The 19,252-nt window shown below is 34.1% G+C and carries 19 protein-coding genes and 1 tRNA gene; 8 read left to right on the forward strand and 12 right to left on the reverse strand.

Features of this window, described 5'->3' with window-relative positions:
- Positions 1-2: 2 nt before the first annotated feature.
- The 4 genes from T429_RS0104200 to T429_RS0104220 all read left to right on the forward strand — a co-directional run bounded on the left by T429_RS0104200 (position 3) and on the right by T429_RS0104220 (position 4,463).
- On the forward strand, positions 3-1,190 hold the full coding sequence (locus T429_RS0104200; RefSeq protein WP_005773484.1) for an alpha/beta hydrolase: 1,188 nt from the start codon (positions 3-5) through the stop codon (positions 1,188-1,190).
- A gap of 131 nt (positions 1,191-1,321) precedes the next feature.
- Positions 1,322-1,816, forward strand: coding sequence for a hypothetical protein (locus T429_RS0104205; RefSeq protein ID WP_005773485.1), 495 nt, complete (start codon positions 1,322-1,324; stop codon positions 1,814-1,816).
- A gap of 1,564 nt (positions 1,817-3,380) precedes the next feature.
- On the forward strand, positions 3,381-3,752 hold the full coding sequence (locus T429_RS0104210) for an HNH/ENDO VII family nuclease (protein ID WP_005773486.1): 372 nt from the start codon (positions 3,381-3,383) through the stop codon (positions 3,750-3,752).
- 246 nt (positions 3,753-3,998) lie between these two features.
- Positions 3,999-4,463, forward strand: a complete 465-nt coding sequence (locus tag T429_RS0104220; RefSeq protein WP_005773488.1) for an SMI1/KNR4 family protein — start codon at positions 3,999-4,001, stop codon at positions 4,461-4,463.
- A 760-nt stretch (positions 4,464-5,223) separates the two neighbouring features.
- On the opposite strand, the gene T429_RS10605 is transcribed toward T429_RS0104220, so the two are convergent.
- Positions 5,224-5,391 carry a hypothetical protein gene (locus tag T429_RS10605; protein WP_154645785.1) on the reverse strand — a complete coding sequence of 56 codons (168 nt, stop codon included), beginning with the start codon at positions 5,389-5,391 and terminating at the stop codon, positions 5,224-5,226.
- A gap of 1,815 nt (positions 5,392-7,206) precedes the next feature.
- Here T429_RS10605 and T429_RS10300 point away from each other — a divergent pair.
- Entirely contained in the window at positions 7,207-7,389 is a 183-nt protein-coding gene (locus T429_RS10300; protein ID WP_126418302.1) for a helix-turn-helix transcriptional regulator, read from the forward strand.
- A gap of 99 nt (positions 7,390-7,488) precedes the next feature.
- Here the strand turns inward: T429_RS10300 and T429_RS0104245 are convergent.
- The 4 genes from T429_RS0104245 to T429_RS0104260 form a co-directional block, all read right to left on the reverse strand.
- Positions 7,489-7,564 (reverse strand) — tRNA-Thr (locus T429_RS0104245).
- Positions 7,565-7,757: 193 nt separating this feature from the next.
- Positions 7,758-9,116, reverse strand: a complete 1,359-nt coding sequence (accC, locus tag T429_RS0104250; RefSeq protein WP_005773491.1) for an acetyl-CoA carboxylase biotin carboxylase subunit — start codon at positions 9,114-9,116, stop codon at positions 7,758-7,760.
- 14 nt (positions 9,117-9,130) lie between these two features.
- Entirely contained in the window at positions 9,131-9,631 is a 501-nt protein-coding gene (accB, locus tag T429_RS0104255) for an acetyl-CoA carboxylase biotin carboxyl carrier protein (RefSeq protein WP_005773493.1), read from the reverse strand.
- A gap of 248 nt (positions 9,632-9,879) precedes the next feature.
- The gene (locus T429_RS0104260; RefSeq protein ID WP_005773494.1) at positions 9,880-10,752 is read right to left on the reverse strand and encodes a DsbA family protein; all 873 of its coding nucleotides are present in this window, start codon (positions 10,750-10,752) and stop codon (positions 9,880-9,882) included.
- A 338-nt stretch (positions 10,753-11,090) separates the two neighbouring features.
- Between T429_RS0104260 and glpD the strand changes: the two genes are divergently transcribed.
- The 3 genes from glpD (at position 11,091) to cobT (ending at position 15,546) form a co-directional block, all read left to right on the forward strand.
- Positions 11,091-12,620: a glycerol-3-phosphate dehydrogenase gene (gene glpD / locus T429_RS0104265; protein WP_005775126.1), complete on the forward strand. Its 1,530-nt coding sequence runs from the start codon at positions 11,091-11,093 to the stop codon at positions 12,618-12,620.
- 629 nt (positions 12,621-13,249) lie between these two features.
- On the forward strand, positions 13,250-14,233 hold the full coding sequence (dusA, locus tag T429_RS0104275; protein WP_005773497.1) for a tRNA dihydrouridine(20/20a) synthase DusA: 984 nt from the start codon (positions 13,250-13,252) through the stop codon (positions 14,231-14,233).
- A 305-nt stretch (positions 14,234-14,538) separates the two neighbouring features.
- The gene (cobT, locus tag T429_RS0104280) at positions 14,539-15,546 is read left to right on the forward strand and encodes a nicotinate-nucleotide--dimethylbenzimidazole phosphoribosyltransferase (protein WP_005773500.1); all 1,008 of its coding nucleotides are present in this window, start codon (positions 14,539-14,541) and stop codon (positions 15,544-15,546) included.
- A gap of 31 nt (positions 15,547-15,577) precedes the next feature.
- On the opposite strand, the gene T429_RS0104285 is transcribed toward cobT, so the two are convergent.
- From T429_RS0104285 to T429_RS11020, 7 genes are all read right to left on the reverse strand, one after another.
- Positions 15,578-16,066, reverse strand: coding sequence for an Lrp/AsnC family transcriptional regulator (locus tag T429_RS0104285; protein WP_005773501.1), 489 nt, complete (start codon positions 16,064-16,066; stop codon positions 15,578-15,580).
- A 22-nt stretch (positions 16,067-16,088) separates the two neighbouring features.
- Positions 16,089-16,718 carry a uracil-DNA glycosylase family protein gene (locus T429_RS0104290; protein ID WP_005773502.1) on the reverse strand — a complete coding sequence of 210 codons (630 nt, stop codon included), beginning with the start codon at positions 16,716-16,718 and terminating at the stop codon, positions 16,089-16,091.
- 28 nt (positions 16,719-16,746) lie between these two features.
- Positions 16,747-17,307 (reverse strand): thermonuclease family protein, encoded by a 561-nt coding sequence (locus T429_RS0104295; protein ID WP_005773503.1) that lies wholly within the window; start codon positions 17,305-17,307, stop codon positions 16,747-16,749.
- A gap of 344 nt (positions 17,308-17,651) precedes the next feature.
- Positions 17,652-17,819 (reverse strand): 50S ribosomal protein L33, encoded by a 168-nt coding sequence (rpmG, locus tag T429_RS0104300; RefSeq protein ID WP_004864083.1) that lies wholly within the window; start codon positions 17,817-17,819, stop codon positions 17,652-17,654.
- Between the two features lie 103 nt (positions 17,820-17,922).
- Entirely contained in the window at positions 17,923-18,372 is a 450-nt protein-coding gene (locus T429_RS11010) for an MFS transporter (RefSeq protein ID WP_322786081.1), read from the reverse strand.
- Complete coding sequence (locus T429_RS11015; protein ID WP_005773506.1) at positions 18,275-18,745, reverse strand: MFS transporter; 471 nt, start codon at positions 18,743-18,745, stop codon at positions 18,275-18,277. Before T429_RS11015 ends, T429_RS11010 begins: the two co-directional genes overlap by 98 nt.
- Positions 18,746-18,765: 20 nt before the next feature.
- Positions 18,766-19,053 carry a hypothetical protein gene (locus tag T429_RS11020; protein ID WP_005773507.1) on the reverse strand — a complete coding sequence of 96 codons (288 nt, stop codon included), beginning with the start codon at positions 19,051-19,053 and terminating at the stop codon, positions 18,766-18,768.
- Between the last annotated feature and the right edge of the window lie 199 nt (positions 19,054-19,252).

A 19,252-nucleotide genomic window follows, 5' to 3' on the forward strand; every position in this document is an offset into this window, starting at 1 on the left:
CAGTGAGAAGTAGAGTGGTTCTAAAGTATTTAACACTTCTTATTTGTATTTCTTTATTATCAGCATGTAGTGATTCGCGCGCTGTCCTTTGGCATGGGGTGCATGCAACGCCTTCTATGACTGCAGTAGAAAAAGAAGTTGAGGAAAAACCAATTTCTCCAAAAGCGATTGTTCCAGTGTATGTTGCAACAAGTCGTATGATGCAAAATAATTACGCTCAACCTTATGGATCAGAGCGATCAAATAAAGTACATTATAATCGCGTTGACGTAGGAATTCCTCAGCAGCATGTAAAGGGACTTGTTGAAATAAATGCCTATAAACCTACGCATGATAAGTATTTTGCAGCAGTCTCATTGCAAAAATATGATAATAAAGAACAGTTTAAACAGCAATTAAATGCTGCTTTAGCAAAAAAGCCAAAAGGAAAAAGAGAAATTTTTCTTTTTATCCATGGATATAATAATAATTTTGCGGATGGCACATTTCGTACGGCACAGTTTACATACGATTATTCTTTAAATGTTGTCGCTGTGCATTATTCTTGGCCTTCTGCTGGATCAATTCCTCTTTACATTTATGACCGTGACAGCGCTAATTTTGCCCGTGATGGATTAATAGAGCTCTTGACACTTATTAGTGAAACCAATGCTGATCAGATTTCGGTTATTGCACATTCTATGGGCAATTTTGTTATAATGGAGGCATTTAGAACCTTAGCTCTACAGGGAAAATATAAGCCTATTCGTCGTATTACAAGTTTATTAATGGCTGCACCAGATATTGATATTGATGTATTTGAGCGCCAACTTAATGATATAAAAAAACTTCCACAGCCAACAGCAATTTTAGTATCCAGAGCAGATAAAGCTCTCGCTGTTTCAGGACGTCTTACGGGGGGACATCATCGTGTGGGTGATGGTTCAGATATTGAGATGTTGCGTAAAAATGGAATAGCGGTTCTTGATTTCTCTCATGTGGATGGGGGAGCACACAATGTCTTTGCCTCTTCACCAACATTAATGGCCCTTTCTCGAGAAGGTTCTTTGGCTTCAACAATTATGCAAGGTACGGAATTGTCACCTAGCCAAGCTCTTCTTGCAGATGGTAGTAGTGTGTTAGAAAAAACAACACATCTGATCCTTTATACGCCTTTACGTTTTCTTTCTCCACGGATTCCAGGTCGATAGTAAAAAAAGAGGAGCAGGGACTATCGAATAGTGCATTGGAAAAATATTTTTTAGCACTTTCTTTAGAATGACTTTGTAAAATAAAAAAATAGCGGGATGAATGTAAAAAGCAGTTATTAGGTCAGTTTGTGATGATTGCAAGGAAAAGCTATGTCAATACGCCTACAGTTGTTGATTATTTATCTCATTCCGCAATGAAGTTGTTAGAAATTCATGCTATGCTTGTGAAGGTGAGAAAAGGTGATATGGGGGAAAAACCGAATTTATTGCGTCAAATTGATTCTACAAAAAAACAATTAGATGAAATAAGCCATGCTCTTATTTTAGAATATCGGAAACGCCAAGAAAATGAGCGTTTTTTTAAACAAATTTTACTCTCTATTTCCGATCAACTTTTTTCACTTAATAATGGTTTTAAGGAAACTGGTCGTCTTTTCTTTCAAGAAGTTAGAATACTTCAATCTCAAATGCAATGTTTATACGAAGGGAAGGAAAAGCTGCATTTGTTGAATAGTGAAGAAGCTCTTTGTTCTCCATCAAAAATTGATGAAGTCATTAAACAATTACAAAAAGCGCGAGAAAAGCTTATTGTTGAAAGCCCACATCTTTTTGAAAAAGAATGTTAAAGTGAAAAAAAGATTTTCTAAAACAAGCAAATTGATAAAAACATTTTTCCTTTAATCGTAAACAGTGCATTTAAATTACAATTATTTTTCTCTTTCTTTCGTTTTTACAATATCAGCTTATAGAGCATTCCAAATGCTATACCAAAGAGACAAAATATATTAACTATGCTGTATGCGAAAGAATATGTGATGATCTTAAAGAAGTGAGAGTCCGCAGAGGTACGCGTTAGTTTACAACATTTGGCTCTTCTTAATCCAGTTTCTAAAAAAAACAAAATGATTGACTAGGCGGCTTATCATGATAGAAAATACAATCGCGATGCTTATTTCATAGGTAAACACCGTTTCATCACTATAGTGTAAATCATTGACAAAGAAGAAAAATTGCCAATAGTTACTTTCAAATCTTCGCTCTCGACATTTGTTTTTTTCACTGCTCATTGTAATATTTTTCCTCGATTATTTCAATTATATAACGCTCAAAGGGGCAGAAGAGATTTATACAGTTTCTCTTGTTAAAGTGGGTGAAGGCAAACAGATTTGTGCAGATATTCTGGAGTGGATTCATAGCGAAAATGTAAATAAAAACATCTATAATTATACTTCTTTGTTTATACAGATAGTGAAAATTTAACTTTATAATGCAGTGTCTTGTTGCTCTCATTCTAATTTGAATGTTGAAAAGCTTTAAATTTTACAAGAAGTGCTTTAAGAAAAACTGCCTAAGTTTTATGGAAGATATCGTGAAGTACACAATTGAAAATGCTTTTACTTTCGCTTGGTATTATCAAACAGGTTTTTCCAAAACGCTCCAATTTTTTCCATTCTTTCTCCAACGATATTTCTCATTCCTAAAACAGAACCTATTGATGTGACAGGAGAGAGCGGATAAAATAGATCATAATGTTGACTATGGAGAGTATAACAGCCCCTTTGAAAAGTCTAAGCCAGTCCGATTAACAAAATCAATGGGGGTGATCATATGGCATGCTATCAATGGGTTGAATAACGGTGAAATTGCCAAAAATTTCCTGCAATGTGATAACTACTTTTTATTAATATCAGTATTTTGCTACTGCTTATAAAACGATCGATCTTACGCATTTTGGATATTTATCCGATGAAAAGTTTAATTTTGCGGCAAAGGGTTTAGAAATATTTGAATCAGAAGTGGGGGGAGAATCGTTAAAATAGGTATTTGATGATGTTTTAGAATAAGCAGTCAAAAGATTGATTTTGCATAAGAGCTATGCTCTACTTCGTGTTCGTAGATTGGCTTTATTAGGTGATATTGAGGTCTTAGAATCTTATCACAAAATCTTTGAAGCGGAGAGTTATCTAGACTTTAACAACAGTATCCCGCAGATTTATCTTAAAAGTGCACTGACTTTAGCCAAAGAAGTGGCAAACTCTAAATAAATCCACTCTGCTTTTATTGAGAAGAAGAAGGGGGGTGATTAATTAGACTATTTTAGAGGAAAGTTGCGGTGTTCTCTCAAAAAACTTAAGTCTATTCAAAAAAGAATCCATAATTATTGGGGTTGAACTGAGCGGATTATAGATTATGAAATGGATGAAGAAAAGAAAGCATGGGGCGACTGAGCTTTTTCAATTTAAAGGCAAAAAGGTTTATCAGGAAGATACGCTTTTTGAGCCTGAAACGATTTCTTCTTGGAAAGAAAAAGGGCAAATAGTATCTGGTACAAATGTTGAGAGAATGGTGTCAGGAAGAGCCCCTATTGGTATCGATTGCAGACCTATAATGTTGTATCCTATAACACAAGAGCAAAATGGACCTATAGTGGAGGTTCTCTACTCTTTCTATCAAGAAAAGAACTCTGTTACTTATATTCATCAAAATACAAATTTTATCCGAAAAGTGTTCTTTTGGATTTCTCAAAAAATTCTTTCTAGGAAGCAAGAAGAGAAAAAGTGATTAATGCTAATATTAAAGATATGGCATCAGGAAAAGATTCTATTGGAGCTGATAGCATAGCTTATTGTTTTGTATTATATGCTGCAAGTGCGAGGGTTATCATAAAGAGTGTCCAGTTATTTCAAGAAAAGAGCTCTTTTATTTTTATTAATCAAAATCTAAACCCATTGGATATCTGTAGATTAGTATTTGATCAATAGAAACATTCATAAGAAAAGACTTTTTACAATTTATGGAGCATAATTTATGGACAATTTCACATTATCTGACGTTACACAATTTATTGAGGTGCATAGTCATGTTATTAATTTTGGGACTACGGATAATGCGGTTGGTGATATAAGGATTAAAAAAGCTGAGGAAATTCTTGGTCTGCAATTCACATCATCCTATAAGAGTTTTTTGAAAAATTACGGAGGAGGAGAAATTGGTGGTGAAGAAATATTTAGCATTTACGAGATCTGTACGGGTATTCCTTCTGGTGATATTGTTTACCGAAACTTACTCGATAGAAGAGATGGGTTTATAAAGCCAAATCAGCTTATTGTTTGCACAACTGATTTTGGTGAAATGTTTTATTTTGATTATGCTCAATTTCAAGATGACGAATGCCCACTCTATCTCAGATTTTCCTCTGAAGATTTCCAGTATTACGCAAGTAATTTTTATGAATTCCTCTATAAAAGAATTAAGGAACATACAGTAGGGTAGTCTTTTATAGCGATTTTACTTTTAAAATATAATGCTAAACTGTCTATCTATTCCTGAATAGTGTGTAAAGAATTAGCTCTTTTAACTGAAACATAGACCAAGTCTATTGAAAATGCTAAACTTATAAAAATGAGAACGTCAAGTCTGTGAAAATGTGAAATAGCAACAAAATTGCTGAAATCATGTTTATCAAAAAAACTCTGTCTTCGGTTGACTGAGATAAAATAATAAAAGCTGTTTTTTAAAAAGATAAATATGCTATGAAAGAATGAATAAAGAAAAATGCATTAATTAAATTAACATTGATAAATAGAAAACTAGTATGCCTTCGTATTAGTAAAAGATTTAATCATATAATAAAAAAGTCAAAGGATTAAAAAGCTATCAAAATATCTAACTTATTTTACAATTAATTTTTAAAGATATAATAGTGTTCCAGAGAAAAATTTAGGCTTTAAACAAGATTCAAAGTATATAAAGATGTGTAAGAGCTTATTGTTGTTTATAGTTTGTATGCTTCAATAAAAAAATTAAGAATTAGAGAAAAAATCTCAAATCAAGAAGTTAAGATAACCTAAAGCTTTAGGTAAATTAGGGACATCATTTTTATCCATATAAATAACATCTTTACCTTCCTCAATTTCTCTTGTTTCCTTGCATCAGCGGCGTTTTTTTGATCGTCTCCCACATCTGTTTATAACCATTGGCTATACCTGATTCATCTCATGCACTGTATTTAAAATCCTTGTAAACTATTATTTCATGAATAACAACAATAGGGAGTATTTCCACCAGTAATGGCTTTGCTTTCACCTTGTTGGCAAGCCAGCAATTTGCCATCAATAGACTTTGTTATAGCATCATATTCTTCTATAAGGTGTGTGGCAAAAGCATTATCGCTTTCTGTTTTTTGATCAATAGAATTCACAATAATTTTTGCAAGAGTTGAGATAATTTTTGCTGTATAGTTGTCGCTCTGTGCTATCTCTTGAAGAATCTTATCAAGAGATTGCTGGTGATCGGATTGGATTTTGGGTATTCTATAAGATGCATTCAGAGAGGTAGCACACCCTGTAATACTTAAGGTTTTGTCGTGGATCGCTTAAGAAAAAAACTATATCTTGTGTATTTTTTTTATTTTTAAATAGAATATATAGAATATTTTTAAAATATTTTAGATGTTATAAATTAATTAAGAACTTATTATAGGAGGGAAGGGAAATGACAGGTTCAGAAATATTAGATGCCGTATATGTGATATCAATGATAGTTATCTCTCTCTTAACTGTAGCGTTTTGTTTACCTGCTGCTTTTTGATTTTTATTAATAGTTTATGGATCATATGCAATTACACATTTTTGAAAAAAATATAATGTGAGCAGTGTTCCAACTAAGTATTAAGCTCATGACAGATTGCTGTTGCCAAAAAAAGATCTTTTCAAGCTTCTTTCTTACACACAATTATCAATTATACGTAAGAGTTTTTGCACAATTGATATATTTATACGTATACCTTCTGCATTATTTTAAATAAAAGGAACTTGTATTAAAAAAACTCTTAATGACAAATCTTTTTTGACAACTTTCTGTTTTATTATTTCCTTAAATCTTTAAAGGAATAGGTACTGTATCGATATTTTCACATTAAGATTGTAGGCTTTGATTGCATTTAGGATAAGATTTTCTTTTTTATCAGCAGTAGAGAATAGATCTTCAAAATCAGGAAATTGCACACTAAAATATAATCTTTATTTTTATGGACAAGAGCAAATAGACGCACCTATACAAGATGCCAAATATGTTCATAGCCAATATTAACAAAATAACAAGCGGCGGTGTGAGATGGAACAAAGAATACAGAATGCTTTCAAGCCTATTTAGACAAATTCACTGCATCAAGCATTTACAACGTGATTAGTAAAACAGAAAAAGGAATGCTTACAAATATGAGGAATACCCGATTAAAGCTTATAATATTAAAGCTTATAATAGAGCGTTTAGCAAAAAAACAAGCCCATCTTATACAACGTCTACTATGCAATGGCGTATTAAACATGAAAAGAATGCCTTTAGAAAGTAAGCATTCATTTATGATATAGAGGTCAAGAAGTGTTGTTTCATTTAACATCCCGTAATGGAAAACAAATTAAACAGATTAATCAAGTTGTCGAAGTCTTTGTAGAGAAAGTTATTAAGAAGGTTTCGACAAAAAAACATGAAGTTATGGGAGCCTCCTTACAGCACCTCCGCTCTTTCTTATAAGAAAATTAAACGTATCTAACATCAAACGTACTATGTACAAGTCTGCTAAAGATGAAAAACTTTGCTTTTTTACCATTGAATATGAAGGAAAATCCTTCAAGAATTATCTTGATTGTCTCATGGAAAATAATATCAAAACTTTATGTGACGTTTGTAAAAATTAGATAAGTATTAAAAAGAGTTGTAAACAGCATTCATATTAACTGTTATTCTTGAACTTGGAATTGTCTCTAAAAAACAACAAAATTTAAAAATACAAAAAGATTTTGAACATCTTTTTGAAGATTAGCAAGATACAACCACCCTTAAGAATAGTCTTCATGCAATAGAAAAATTATACAAGCTTTTTGGACATTAAAGACGTGTTGCAATTACATGCTTTGAAATTGATCTGTGTATGAGTTATTGGGGAAAAATAACTTTAACTCTATAACATAAAAAATAGAAAAGTCATGAGATTATATTTGATAATGGCCAATAGATACGTAAAAAAAAACGTGAATATGCACAGCTTTTTAATGTATGTACAACAACGATTCGCAATTGGGTGCTTCAAGGGGTATTTCCAGAGCCATATAAGCTAGGGAGAGCAGTAAGGTGGAGAAAAAAAGAGATTTTAGCCTTTACTCCAAAGAAAAATACGGAGCAAATAACAACAAATTAGATAAAATTGTATAAACCACAATAGGTGGACTAAAAGGTGGTCTTAAAACAAAAAATTAAAGAGAAAATCTATATATTTCAATGCACTAAAAATAAAAAGTGGTGCCCCCAGAGAGACTCGAACTCCCGACCCCCTGATTACAAATCAGGTGCTCTACCAACTGAGCTATAAGGGCGTGACTAGGTAGGAGTTAGCATAAACTCACAAAAAGGAAAACAGAAAATTATCAATTTTTGTAGATATTAAAAGAAAATTATATAACAAATAAAAAATAATCAGCTTATTTCTTTTTTAACAATGTTTATGGCAGCATTGAAATTATCCTTACTTATAGAATCTGATGATAAGCTAATATTTTCGTTCTTGAATTAAAGGTCTAAAGAAGTTGATTGCTGAGAAAGATACTTCTCTAGCCAGTGAATGTTATAATTACCGTCTGCAACATCTTTATTGTTAATGAGATCACGAAAGAGAGGAAGTGTCGTTTTTATCCCATCGACGACAAACTCATCTAAAGCACGCCGTAAACGCATCATACATTCTAAACGAGTACGTCCATGAACAATCAGTTTTCCAATCATGCTATCATAATAAGGAGGAATCCGGTAACCTGAATAAGCACCTGAATCAACACGAATTCCTAGACCTCCAGGAGTATGAAAATGTGTAATGGTTCCTGGTGATGGTGTAAAGGTAAGAGGATCTTCTGCATTAATACGGCATTCAATGGCGTGACCGAAGAAACAAACATCGTCTTGTGTCACTGAAAGTTTGTAGCCTGATGCAATATGAATTTGTTCATGGACTAAATCTATACCTGTAATTGCTTCAGTTACAGGATGTTCGACTTGTAAACGCGTATTCATTTCAATGAAATAGAACTCACCATTTTCATAAAGAAATTCGACAGTACCAGCCCCACGGTATCCAAGTTGAGCACAGGCATTTGCAACAATACTACCAATTTTTTTTCTTTCAGTTTCATTAAGCGCAGGTGATGTAGCTTCTTCCCATACTTTTTGATGCCGTCGTTGAAGTGAACAATCACGTTCTCCTAAATGAATAGCATTTCCCGCACCATCACCTATGATTTGAATTTCAATATGACGGGGCTTTTCTAAATATTTTTCTATATAAACAGAATCATCACCAAAAGCTGCTTTCGCTTCTGAACGCGTTGTTTTAAGCGCTATCGAAAACTCTTTCTCAGAATGAACGACTTTCATACCACGCCCACCGCCACCGGCAGAAGCTTTGATAATAACGGGATAACCAATTTCACGAGCCGTGTGTAAAGCATCTGATTCTTCTGTGACAGCTCCATCTGAACCAGGAACGACAGGAATACCAAGCTTTTTGGCAGTTTTTTTAGCCTCAATTTTATCGCCCATGATTCGAATATGAGCAGCTGTTGGGCCGATGAATGTAATATCATGGGCTTCTAGAACATCTGCAAATTTTGCATTTTCAGAAAGAAAGCCATAACCTGGATGAACTGCATCAGCTCCTGTAATTTCACAAGCAGCTATAATTTGCTGAATACTCAAATAAGAATCGCGAGCGGGAGGAGGGCCAATACAGACACTTTCGTCAGCAAGACGAACATGCATCGCATCTGCATCAGCAGTAGAGTGAACAGCTACGGTTTTTATGCCAAGTTCTTTACATGCACGTAAAACGCGAAGAGCAATTTCTCCTCGATTTGCAATGAGGATTTTTCGAATCATGGTTGCCCCTCGCTTTATTCAACAATAATAAGTGGTTCACCAAACTCAACAGGTTGACCATCTTTGACAAGAACAGTGGTTACTTTGCCTGAGCGTGGTGATGAAATTTGATTCATTGTTTTCATGGCTTCAATGATCAGTAATGTTTCTCCTTCCGAAACATTTTGCCCTACTTCTACAAATGGCTGAGCACCCGGTGAAGGAGCAAGATAAGCTGTTCCAACCATTGGAGAGGTTATAGTATTTTTTGATTTATCTTCTTGGGGGGATTGTATAGGAGGTTCGATTGTTGGGACTGGAGAAGATGCTATAGAAAAGCTAGGAGTAGCAACAGGTGAATAAATTGCTTGTTCGGAAGAAGTAGAGGTATTTTGGCGTGAAACACAAATACGAAGTTCCCCTTGCTCAACTTCAATATTTGTTAAATTTGTGTCATTCAAAATTTCAGCAAGATCGCGAATAATTTTCGTATCAATTGCGGTATATTTTGCCGAATCTATTTTTTTTGTTGACATTTTATTTCTAACTCCTTGATCAATGAAGATCGTCATTATCTCATTTTATGACCGAACATCTCTAGATTAGGGATGATATCTTTAGGGGTTTTAAAGATATTTATTTAAGTCATTATACTTTGCAATTTTAAACTCGTATTTGCTTTACACAAAATTGCACTTATAAGCCTGTTGTCAAAAAAGAGAAAGCATAAAATCACTTCATTTACAGTATTCTTCCTAAAACGGATCAGTTATAGAAAAGCTATTCACTGTGTATTGTCTATCGCTTGTTTTAGAACATCTTGGCTGGCTGCTCCGATAAGTATTTTATTACCGATAATGTAAGAAGGTGTTCCCGTAATATGAAGTTGAGTGGCAATTCGAATATTTTCTTTAAAGTTTTTTTGTAGAGTAGGATCTTTTATTGTATTACGGAGTTTTTTTTCATCTGCTCTTAATGAAACAGCTATTTTTATAGCTTTAGCTTCATTTACACGACCCTGATGCATTAAAAGCGCTTTGTGAAACTCTGGATATTTTTCTGGAAATTGTTTGCGAAATGCATAAGCAACGGTATGGACCGCTAGAGAATCCGGTCCTAAAATTGGTAAATCCTTGATAATAACCCGTAGATCTGGATCCTCTTTTATCAAGTCTTCTATATCTGAATAGGAACTTTTACAATGTTGACAGTTGTAATCAAAAAAATCAACAAGTACTTTTTTCCCATTTGGATTGCCTAAAACAGCGTCATAAGGAGAGTGAAAAATCTCCTTTTCTAATAAATGGATGATAGAGGCTTGTCTTTGGCTTTCGTATTCATTCTGTTTTTCTAGCTTATCTTGAAGGATAAGCTGCATTTCAATCATAATTTCTGGATGAGTAAGAAGATAGTCTCTCACAATTTGTTGAATATGATGAGAATCAATATGGGGTGTAACTTTCTCTTTAAGCTTAGATAAAAAGTTAGAATCTTCCAGAAGTTGTATTTTAAGCTTTTCTAAGTTTAAATGATTTGCTGTTTTTGAGTCCGATGTTGCGTTTGATAAAGAAGGGGAAAAAATTAAAATACTCAACATAACAGGGGCTAAAATTTTTGAAACAAGCGTTATTTTTGAGTTTTGAGGTTGATGAATCATCTGTATCCCTTCGTATTTTTTATTGTGTCATTGAGTAAACTATATGAAAAGCGTTCTCTATGTGCAATAAAGCATCCGCTATAGTGTGTATCCACAAATGGAAAAAAACATCAATTTTTCTCTAAAAAATTTTATATGATGCACATTCGCAAAAATTATGTTCTCTAAAGGATAAAAAAAATCTCTTTAATTTGTCAAATGTTGTTTTGATAAAAGGGTATCAAAAAAAATTTTATGGGTGTTTATTGTGGAAAAAAGCTGGTTGAGCATACAATGAAGTGCACTTGTATTGATTTTTTACTGTTACTTTATTGAGTCGTGTGAAACAAAATTAAATAATGAAAAGTGAAATTATGAAAACCACAACGCATTATGAGCTGTTTATCATTGGGGGAGGCATAAACGGGTGTGGATTGGCAAGAGATGCAGCTGGACGCGGTTTTAAAGTAGGATTAGCTGAAATGAATGATCTTGCATCGGGAACATCAAGTGCATCAACAAAGCTTATTCATGGAGGGCTTCGTTACCTTGAATATTATGAGTTCAAACTTGTTCGTGAAGCGTTAAAAGAACGTGAGATCATATTACGTATAGCTCCACATATTGTGCGTCCTTTGCGTTTTCTTCTTCCTTATCATAAAGAATTGCGCCCTGCTTGGATGTTGCGTGTTGGACTTTTTATTTATGATTATTTAGGAAAATGGAATCAAAAATTGTGGCGTAGTAAAACAATTAATTTTTCAAAAAAGTTTTGCTCTATACTAAAGAAAGAATATCAGAGAGGTTTTGAATATTCTGATGCCAGAGTCGATGATGCCCGTTTAGTCATTGCCAATGCACGTGATGCAGAAAAGTGCGGAGCGGATATAAAAGTACGGACAGAAGTTCTCTCTTTAAAAAAAGAAGACAAAAAATGGTGTATTGTTTTACAAGATAAGTTAAGTGGCAAAAAATACAATGTCACAGCCTCTTATGTCGCGAATATGACAGGTCCGTGGATTGATCATGTTTTGACAAGCATATTAGATTGTAAAGAACATCTGCCAGTGCGGCTTGTAAAAGGTTCTCATATTTTGGTTCCCAAGCTTTATACGCATGATCGTGCTTATATTTTTCAAAATGGCGATGGGCGTATTATATTTGCTGTTCCCTATCAAGAAGATTTTACCTTGCTTGGAACTACGGACTGTAATTATCAGGGAAATCCAGCCGATGTTCATATTACTGACACAGAGATTGATTACATTTGCGCAGCAGCCAGTGAATATTTCATACAACCAGTATCGCCTAAAACGATTGTTTGGTCTTACTCTGGAGTTCGTCCACTCTATGATGATGGATCTTCAAAGGCTCAAGAAATTACGCGCGATTATGTTTTAAAAGAAATGGGAACAGGAAGTACGCCAAAGATTCTTAATCTTTATGGTGGAAAGATTACGACTTATCGTAAATTAGCTGAAGATGCGATGAAATTCGTTGAAAAAGAGCTTGGTAAAAAGGGATCATCATGGACGGCTAATGCAGTTCTTCCTGGTGGTGATTTTCCTTATAACCAATTAGATACAATCGAAAATAAGATTGCTCTTTTGACGCCAGATTTAGATGCTTTTACACATCGCAGACTTGCACGTTCCTATGGTACAGAAGCATTGGTGATATTTGCAGATGGTAAGGCGAATAGAGGAAAAAATTTTGGACATGGACTTTATGAAATAGAAGTAAAATGGTTGATGGAAAAGGAATGGGCGAAAACATCTGAAGATGTGTTATGGCGTCGTTCAAAACTCGGCCTTTTCTTTAATGAGCAAGAGGTTGAGACTCTTTCTTTCTATATGCAAAGCCAAAAAGAAATTGAAAAACGTTTATAGTCGTTTAACTTTATAGGTTTTATCTGCAATGTTGTAAAATATTTTTCTTCAGGAAATCTTGATACGAGCCATACATGTTGAAAAGACAACGATTGTCTGTATCCTCAATTTAGTTTTTTTGCAACAACCATAAAATGGCGAAATTGGATGGAATATTTAGAATGGAATTTGTCTATCCTATGAGGGAAAATTCAATAAATATCACCAAGAAAAGCGCATTGAGAAAAAATAATTTATAATCGGATTCGTATGGAAAAAAATTTTTGTTTTTTATCAGAGGAAAAATAAAAGCATCTTCTGTCGCATTTGCTTTACGATGAATTGAAAAAGGATGAAGAAAACTAAGCCTATCATGGGAAGTTGTAGGATGTTTTAGTTTATTATTTAAAACTCCGTAGTAAAATCCGTAAAGATGAAAAATTAATGGCATAAAAAGCTTGCAAATGAGTTTTTTACATTACAGATGACAATCTTCTTTTTTCGTGTTTATATACTTTAGCATTACTCTATGAAAAGTGTGGTTTAGTATGCTCATAATGGTCTCAAAGAATGAAACTTTCTGTAAACGAGAAGGTAAGTATTTTTTGCGTATGAAGAGAGAGCTATGAGGATATAAGAGCAATGACCTCATGATATTTTATAATCTTCCATCGCCTGTAAAATTTGCAGTAGCGCCAATGTTGGACTGGACAGACCGGCATTGTAGATTTTTTTATCGTCTTTTAACAAAAAAAGCACTCCTTTATACAGAAATGGTGGTAGCAGATGCCGTCATTCATGGTGTTCGCGAACAATTGTTGGCTTTTAGCCATAAAGAATGTCCCGTGGCATTACAATTAGGGGGAGAAGATCCAAAAAAGTTAGCAGAGGCTGCACGGATTGCTGAAGATTTTGGTTATAATGAGATAAACCTCAATGTTGGTTGTCCATCAAATCGTGTTCAAGCAGGTGTATTTGGAGCTTGTTTGATGTTAGATCCTGATACTGTGGCAAATGCTGTTGAAGCCATGAAGAAAGCAGTTACGATACCTGTAACGGTTAAATGTCGTCTTGGGGTCGACGAGCAGGATGAAGAATTCGCTTTAGATCTTTTAGCGGAGAAAGTTTGGAATGCAGGATGTGATGCCCTTTGGGTTCATGCGCGTAAAGCCTGGCTAAAAGGATTGAGTCCAAAAGAAAATCGCAATATTCCGCCCCTTAATTATGAAAGAGTTTATAAATTAAAACGTAAATATCCTCATAAATTCATTGGGATAAATGGTGGAATTAAATCAATTAATGAGATAAAAGAGCACTTGATTTTCTGTGATGCTACCATGGTTGGTCGCCAAGTTTATCATGATCCAACTTTGTTAAAGCATATTGATTTTGAACTCTATGGTGAGTCGAAGAATAATTTGAGTGAGAGTGATCTTATTGAACTCATGTGTGATTATGCGGCTCGACATATTGCATCGGGAGGGCGTCTTTCTCACGTGACACGTCACATGATTGGTTTATTTCATGGGAGGGGAGGGGCACGTCGATGGCGGCAAATATTATCGAATGAGGCGACAAAACCAAATGCAGATATCTATATTTTGAAAGAAGCTTTTTCCGCTCTCATGGGATAAAAGCGAGACACTAACATGTGTAAAGCTTAGATCCCTTGTATTTTGATTTTTTCGCGATAATTTTGATCATTCGAATTTTATAATTTTTGAAATCTTATAACTTTTATTATGGAAAGAATATTAGAATTTATACATTAAATGGCATGTTGATGACATCTATTAGACAGAAAAATAGAATATAAAAATCATCGCGTTTACAATATTTAATATTTTAAAAACACTGTTTAAAAAAGCAATAAATTATTCATACCCTATCTATATGACGTCATTTTCATAAAATATTGTAGATTTTTAAAGGTATTCTCATGACCGCTCGTCCATTTGATGATTTTCGTGCTTTGCTTACAAATTTACCTGTTGCTGATGAGTTTTCTATAATTTTGGCTAAAAAACGGCAAGAAAACTTAACAAAAGCACGAGGATCATTAGGAAAACTGGGAGATATTGCTGTTTGGTATGCGGGGTGGAGGGGTACAGAAAAACCTCTCATAACGCGGCCTTTGGTTGCTATTTTTTCTGGAAACCATGGTATCGTAGAAGAGAATGTTACACCATTTCCACAATCTATGACACAAAAGATGGTTCAAAATTTTGCATCTGGGGGAGCTGCTATCAACCAAATTTGTATAGCTTATGATCTTGGATTAAAAATATTTGATTTAGCACTAGAATATCCAACAATGAATATTACGAAAGATGCTGCAATGGATGAGCGGAGTGCTGCTGCTACAATGGCATTTGGCATGGAATCCATTGCTGGTGGGACAGATCTTTTATGTATCGGTGAAATGGGGATTGGAAATACAACAATAGCTTCAGCTTTATGCTTTGCATTATTTGGAGGAGAAGTTGAAGAGTGGATAGAAAATAGTATGGTATCGGAAGGGGATTTTTATCAGCGTAAAATAACAGCAGTTAAGACAGCTGTCGCTTTACATAAGAAGCATTTTAACGATCCTTTTGAGATAATGCGTCGCTTGGGAGGACGTGAAATTGCGGCTATGGTTGGCGCTATTTTAGCAGCAAGAATGGAAAAAATACCCGTTATTTTAGATGGTTTTGTGGCAACAGCAGCTGCTGCTATCCTTTATAAAATGCACCCAAGAGCTCTTGAACATACACTTGTTGGACATGTTTCTTCTGAGAAAGCTCATCGTACACTTTTAAAAAAAATTGGCAAAGAGCCACTTCTGGATTTGGGAATGCGCCTTGGTGAAGGGGCAGGGGCCGCTATGGCTGCTGGTATCGTCAAAGCTGCTGTTTTAACACATGCACAAATGGCAGTTTTGGAACAAGAAAGTTTAAATACCTAAAAAAGAATGATGAGAAGGATGTAAAAAACTTTTAAGTTTGTTCATTCGCTTTTTCATGTAATTTAATATAATTGAGTGGAAGTTCTGTTGTATATTTAATCTGTTCCATTGCAAAAGAAGATGAAACATCACGGATATCAATTTTAGAAATTAATTTTTTATAAAAAAGATCATACGCTTCAATATCGGGAACAACAACACGCAATAAATAGTCAATATCCCCACTCATTCGATAAAACTCAATGACTTCACGGAATTCTTGTACAATTTTTGAAAAGCGCTTAAACCATTCATGGCTGTGGGTGTTTGTACGAATAGAAACGAAAACAGTAACGTGCGCATTGACTTTTTCTGGAGAAAGAACGGCAACGCGACGCTGAATAACACCATCTTCTTCAAGTTTTTGAATTCTACGCCAGCAAGGAGTGGTCGAAAGTCCCACTTTTTTAGCAATATCAGCGACAGAAAGTGTCGCATTTTCTTGCAAAAGATGTAAAATTTTTCGGTCAAGACGATCCATATTTTTTCTCAATATTTTTAATTTATAAAAATTTACGCACTAAATGACGCAAATATACAATAAGCTCATCGTTAAACCATGGATTTTTCTGTAACCAAGAAGTATTTCGCCATGATGGATGAGGTAAAGGCATAACATTATAGCCTCGAGGTTGAGAGATGGAAAGGATATTTCTCCAATCACGAACGGTTGCTGAAACAGTTTTATGTTTTAATTCTGTAATATGCCACTTTTGCGCATAACTGCCAATAGCAAGAACAAGCTTTATTTGAGGCATCGCTTGAAATATCTTTTCATGCCATATTTCTCTACATTCACGTCTTGGTGGCAAATCAGCTTTATTTTTATCATAACCTGGAAAACAAAATCCCATAGGAACAATTGCAAAGAGAGATCTATTATAAAATTCTTCTTTTCTGACATTAAGCCAATCACGTAATCTTTCGCCAGAGCGATCATTAAAAGGGATAGATGTTTCATGAACACGCAATCCAGGGGCTTGTCCTGCTATTGCAATTGAAGCTGTATGGGATAAATAAACAACGGGATTTGGTTCATGAGGAAGAGGAGGGAAATAACGTGGCTGTTGGATACAAACCCGACAGGAATAAATTTCTTTTTCAAGTTTGATAATTGGGCTACATTGTTTCATTGGTCAATAAAATTTAAAAATATTTTTCTTATTCTGTGCGAGGATTTGCTTTGCGCCATTCTTTGGGGCGTTGAAAATTTGATGCCCATATTCCTCTTTTTTTTCTTCTGGCTTCTTTCTCTTCTTTGGGGTAATCATAATAGCTTACAGCCCAACCATTCTGTACAAGTGTGGCGTTAATATTGCTAACTTGTTTTGTTTGACATGTTGCAAGGATACGGTGATATTTATCTGTTTTATGCCAGTGACATGTAACAGATTGATTTTTGACCAATTGTTCTAAATATTTTTTTGCCTCAAGCCCACAAGGGTATCGTGCATCTTTTTTTCCACAAAATTGGTGAAGTTCAGGAGCATCAATGCCAACTAGTCGAATCTTGATGGAAGAAATCATGATAGAATCGCCATCCATAATAACCGCCTTTCCTTCAATAGAATTTTTAGAAGAAAATTTTTCTTTTGGAGGAAACAATTCAGTCGGTTTAAAATAAGTTGCCATAATGATAAGAATGCTAGCAGTAACAAAAATGCTAAAACCGATAATTTTTTTAAAGCTTCTTAAATTAAAATGAGAAAAAAATTTTTTCATGAAATAAAGAAACTACCACTATTATTATAACGCATTCTATTGAGCATTGTTTATAATTCTTTCAAAAAATTTTATTCACATGATGAAAAAATATTCCGTTTTAATGATAAAATTTCTGTTAGATATTACAAAAATCAAATACGCGCGCAGTATAATATGTAAGAAACTTAAACAATAAATCAACTTAGCTTAATCTGTATAGACCATACAAAACAAATTTAAAATTATACAGATTTTAAAATAAAATTAAAAAAACAAAAAACGCTCCTCAGAAAATAACTTTGAAGAGCAATAATCCCACATTTCTTTTGAAGTATAAAATTTATCAATAAGGATTGGCTGATTTATTTAATTTTTGTTTCTTTAAATTCAACGTGCTTTTTTACAACTGGATCATATTTACGTTTGCTCATTTTATCTGTCATTGTACGGCTGTTTTTCTTTGTTACATAGAAAAAACCAGTATCTGCAGTTGATAAAAGCTTGATCTTAATGGTTGCTGCTTTAGCCATAATGTAAAAACCCTATTTATACTGAAAAAAATATTATCGCTGTCAGAACGTATTTCCGACATCATCAAATTTTCTGGCAACAGTACGGATGTTCTCAAAAAAGTCAAGAGCTGATTAATTTTCTCATCAGTTGGACAAAGACCAAAGTGACATATAAACCTAAAAAAACAGTCATAGCTATTGAAAAACCAAAGATATCCATGGATTTTCCGATAAAGGTTGGTCCTATGAGCATACCAATTCCATAGCAAAAAATAAAAGCAGAATTAGCTGCAGCAAGTTTTTGCCCCGTAAGACGTGCTCCTAGATGTGCAAGACCAATTGTATAAAGGCCGCTGATCACTCCACCTAGAATAAATAGATCAAACATCAGAATCCATAGATATTGAATAATCCATGGTACTATAAAAGTTCCCACAAAACCTAAGATAGCACAACCTATCAGCAGATAGCGCCTATCTTTGACGTAGTTGCTTAATATGCCGATAGGAATTAAGAGGACAATACTCCCTAGTGCAAGGGTTGTCATTAAAGTGTGCTGCTTCATTCTCATGATAATCAATGGATAAACTAAAAGGGATTATAAGCGTTAATGTGCCCATTTGAATGGCCCCATAAACAAGGGCCACCATCATCGCACTTGAAACGTGAAAAAGATAACGAAAAAATGGTGTATCTTGATTTTTTTGAAATTCTGGATTTAATTTGCAAGCTGTAAGAATTGGTATAGTAGCAAGTATAATAAGGCTATAGCCAATCACAAAAGGAATAAATCCCTGTGTTCCCCCACTTTTGCTAGCAGTGTTAGACCTATCACAACCCCTAATCTTGAGACAATAGCATAAATAGTAAGGATCAAACCCCGTTTTTTGGGAGGGAGCATAACTATTGATCCAAAACTCTGATAGGATAAACATAACTGTCATAGCAAAATGCAATATAAACTTTAAATTGAGCCAAACCCATATGAATTCAAAAAATAGAATCCTAAAAAACTTAAAGATTCTATCGCCATCATAAGCAATACTGTTTGAGCGATGCCTAAACATAAGGCAATTCGAGACGTAAAAATAGCTGCAATAATTGTAGCAATTCTACCAACTATTCCACTATAGCCGATCGTACTGTTGGAAAGTCCTTTCTCTGCCATAAGAAGAGAGATAAGTTGTGTTCCCATTGCTAATGCTGTTTCAGCAATACCAATGGTTGCAATAGCAGCAATAATTGTACACAAACAATTATTTTGAAAGTCAAAATTTTTTTCATGAGAATGGTTTAAGGTACTTTTCTTTATTCAAACAACGAAAAGATGAGCTGAAATGAAAGAAAGATCAAACCAATTTTTGCAGATTCTCTCACTTCGTTCAGTCTAAAAACTCTGCAATAATTTTAATATAAAATAAAACATATGATCTTATATGATAAATAAAGAA

It is taken from the genome of Bartonella elizabethae F9251 = ATCC 49927 (assembly GCF_000518165.1).
Classification (GTDB): domain Bacteria; phylum Pseudomonadota; class Alphaproteobacteria; order Rhizobiales; family Rhizobiaceae; genus Bartonella; species Bartonella elizabethae.

Bases quoted from the DNA above. Each gene is read 5' to 3' on its own strand.
- T429_RS0104205 (WP_005773485.1), top strand. From the start codon at position 1,322: ATGATTGCAAGGAAAAGCTATGTCAATACGCCTACAGTTGTTGATTAT.
- T429_RS0104210 (WP_005773486.1), top strand. From the start codon at position 3,381: ATGAAATGGATGAAGAAAAGAAAGCATGGGGCGACTGAGCTTTTTCAA.
- T429_RS0104220 (WP_005773488.1), top strand. From the start codon at position 3,999: ATGGACAATTTCACATTATCTGACGTTACACAATTTATTGAGGTGCAT.
- accC (WP_005773491.1), bottom strand. From the start codon at position 9,116: ATGATTCGAAAAATCCTCATTGCAAATCGAGGAGAAATTGCTCTTCGC.
- accB (WP_005773493.1), bottom strand. From the start codon at position 9,631: ATGTCAACAAAAAAAATAGATTCGGCAAAATATACCGCAATTGATACG.
- T429_RS0104260 (WP_005773494.1), bottom strand. From the start codon at position 10,752: ATGATTCATCAACCTCAAAACTCAAAAATAACGCTTGTTTCAAAAATT.
- glpD (WP_005775126.1), top strand. From the start codon at position 11,091: ATGAAAAGTGAAATTATGAAAACCACAACGCATTATGAGCTGTTTATC.
- dusA (WP_005773497.1), top strand. From the start codon at position 13,250: ATGATATTTTATAATCTTCCATCGCCTGTAAAATTTGCAGTAGCGCCA.
- cobT (WP_005773500.1), top strand. From the start codon at position 14,539: ATGACCGCTCGTCCATTTGATGATTTTCGTGCTTTGCTTACAAATTTA.
- T429_RS0104285 (WP_005773501.1), bottom strand. From the start codon at position 16,066: ATGGATCGTCTTGACCGAAAAATTTTACATCTTTTGCAAGAAAATGCG.
- T429_RS0104290 (WP_005773502.1), bottom strand. From the start codon at position 16,718: ATGAAACAATGTAGCCCAATTATCAAACTTGAAAAAGAAATTTATTCC.
- T429_RS0104295 (WP_005773503.1), bottom strand. From the start codon at position 17,307: ATGAAAAAATTTTTTTCTCATTTTAATTTAAGAAGCTTTAAAAAAATT.
- rpmG (WP_004864083.1), bottom strand. From the start codon at position 17,819: ATGGCTAAAGCAGCAACCATTAAGATCAAGCTTTTATCAACTGCAGAT.
- T429_RS11010 (WP_322786081.1), bottom strand. From the start codon at position 18,372: ATGAGAATGAAGCAGCACACTTTAATGACAACCCTTGCACTAGGGAGT.
- T429_RS11015 (WP_005773506.1), bottom strand. From the start codon at position 18,745: ATGACAGTTATGTTTATCCTATCAGAGTTTTGGATCAATAGTTATGCT.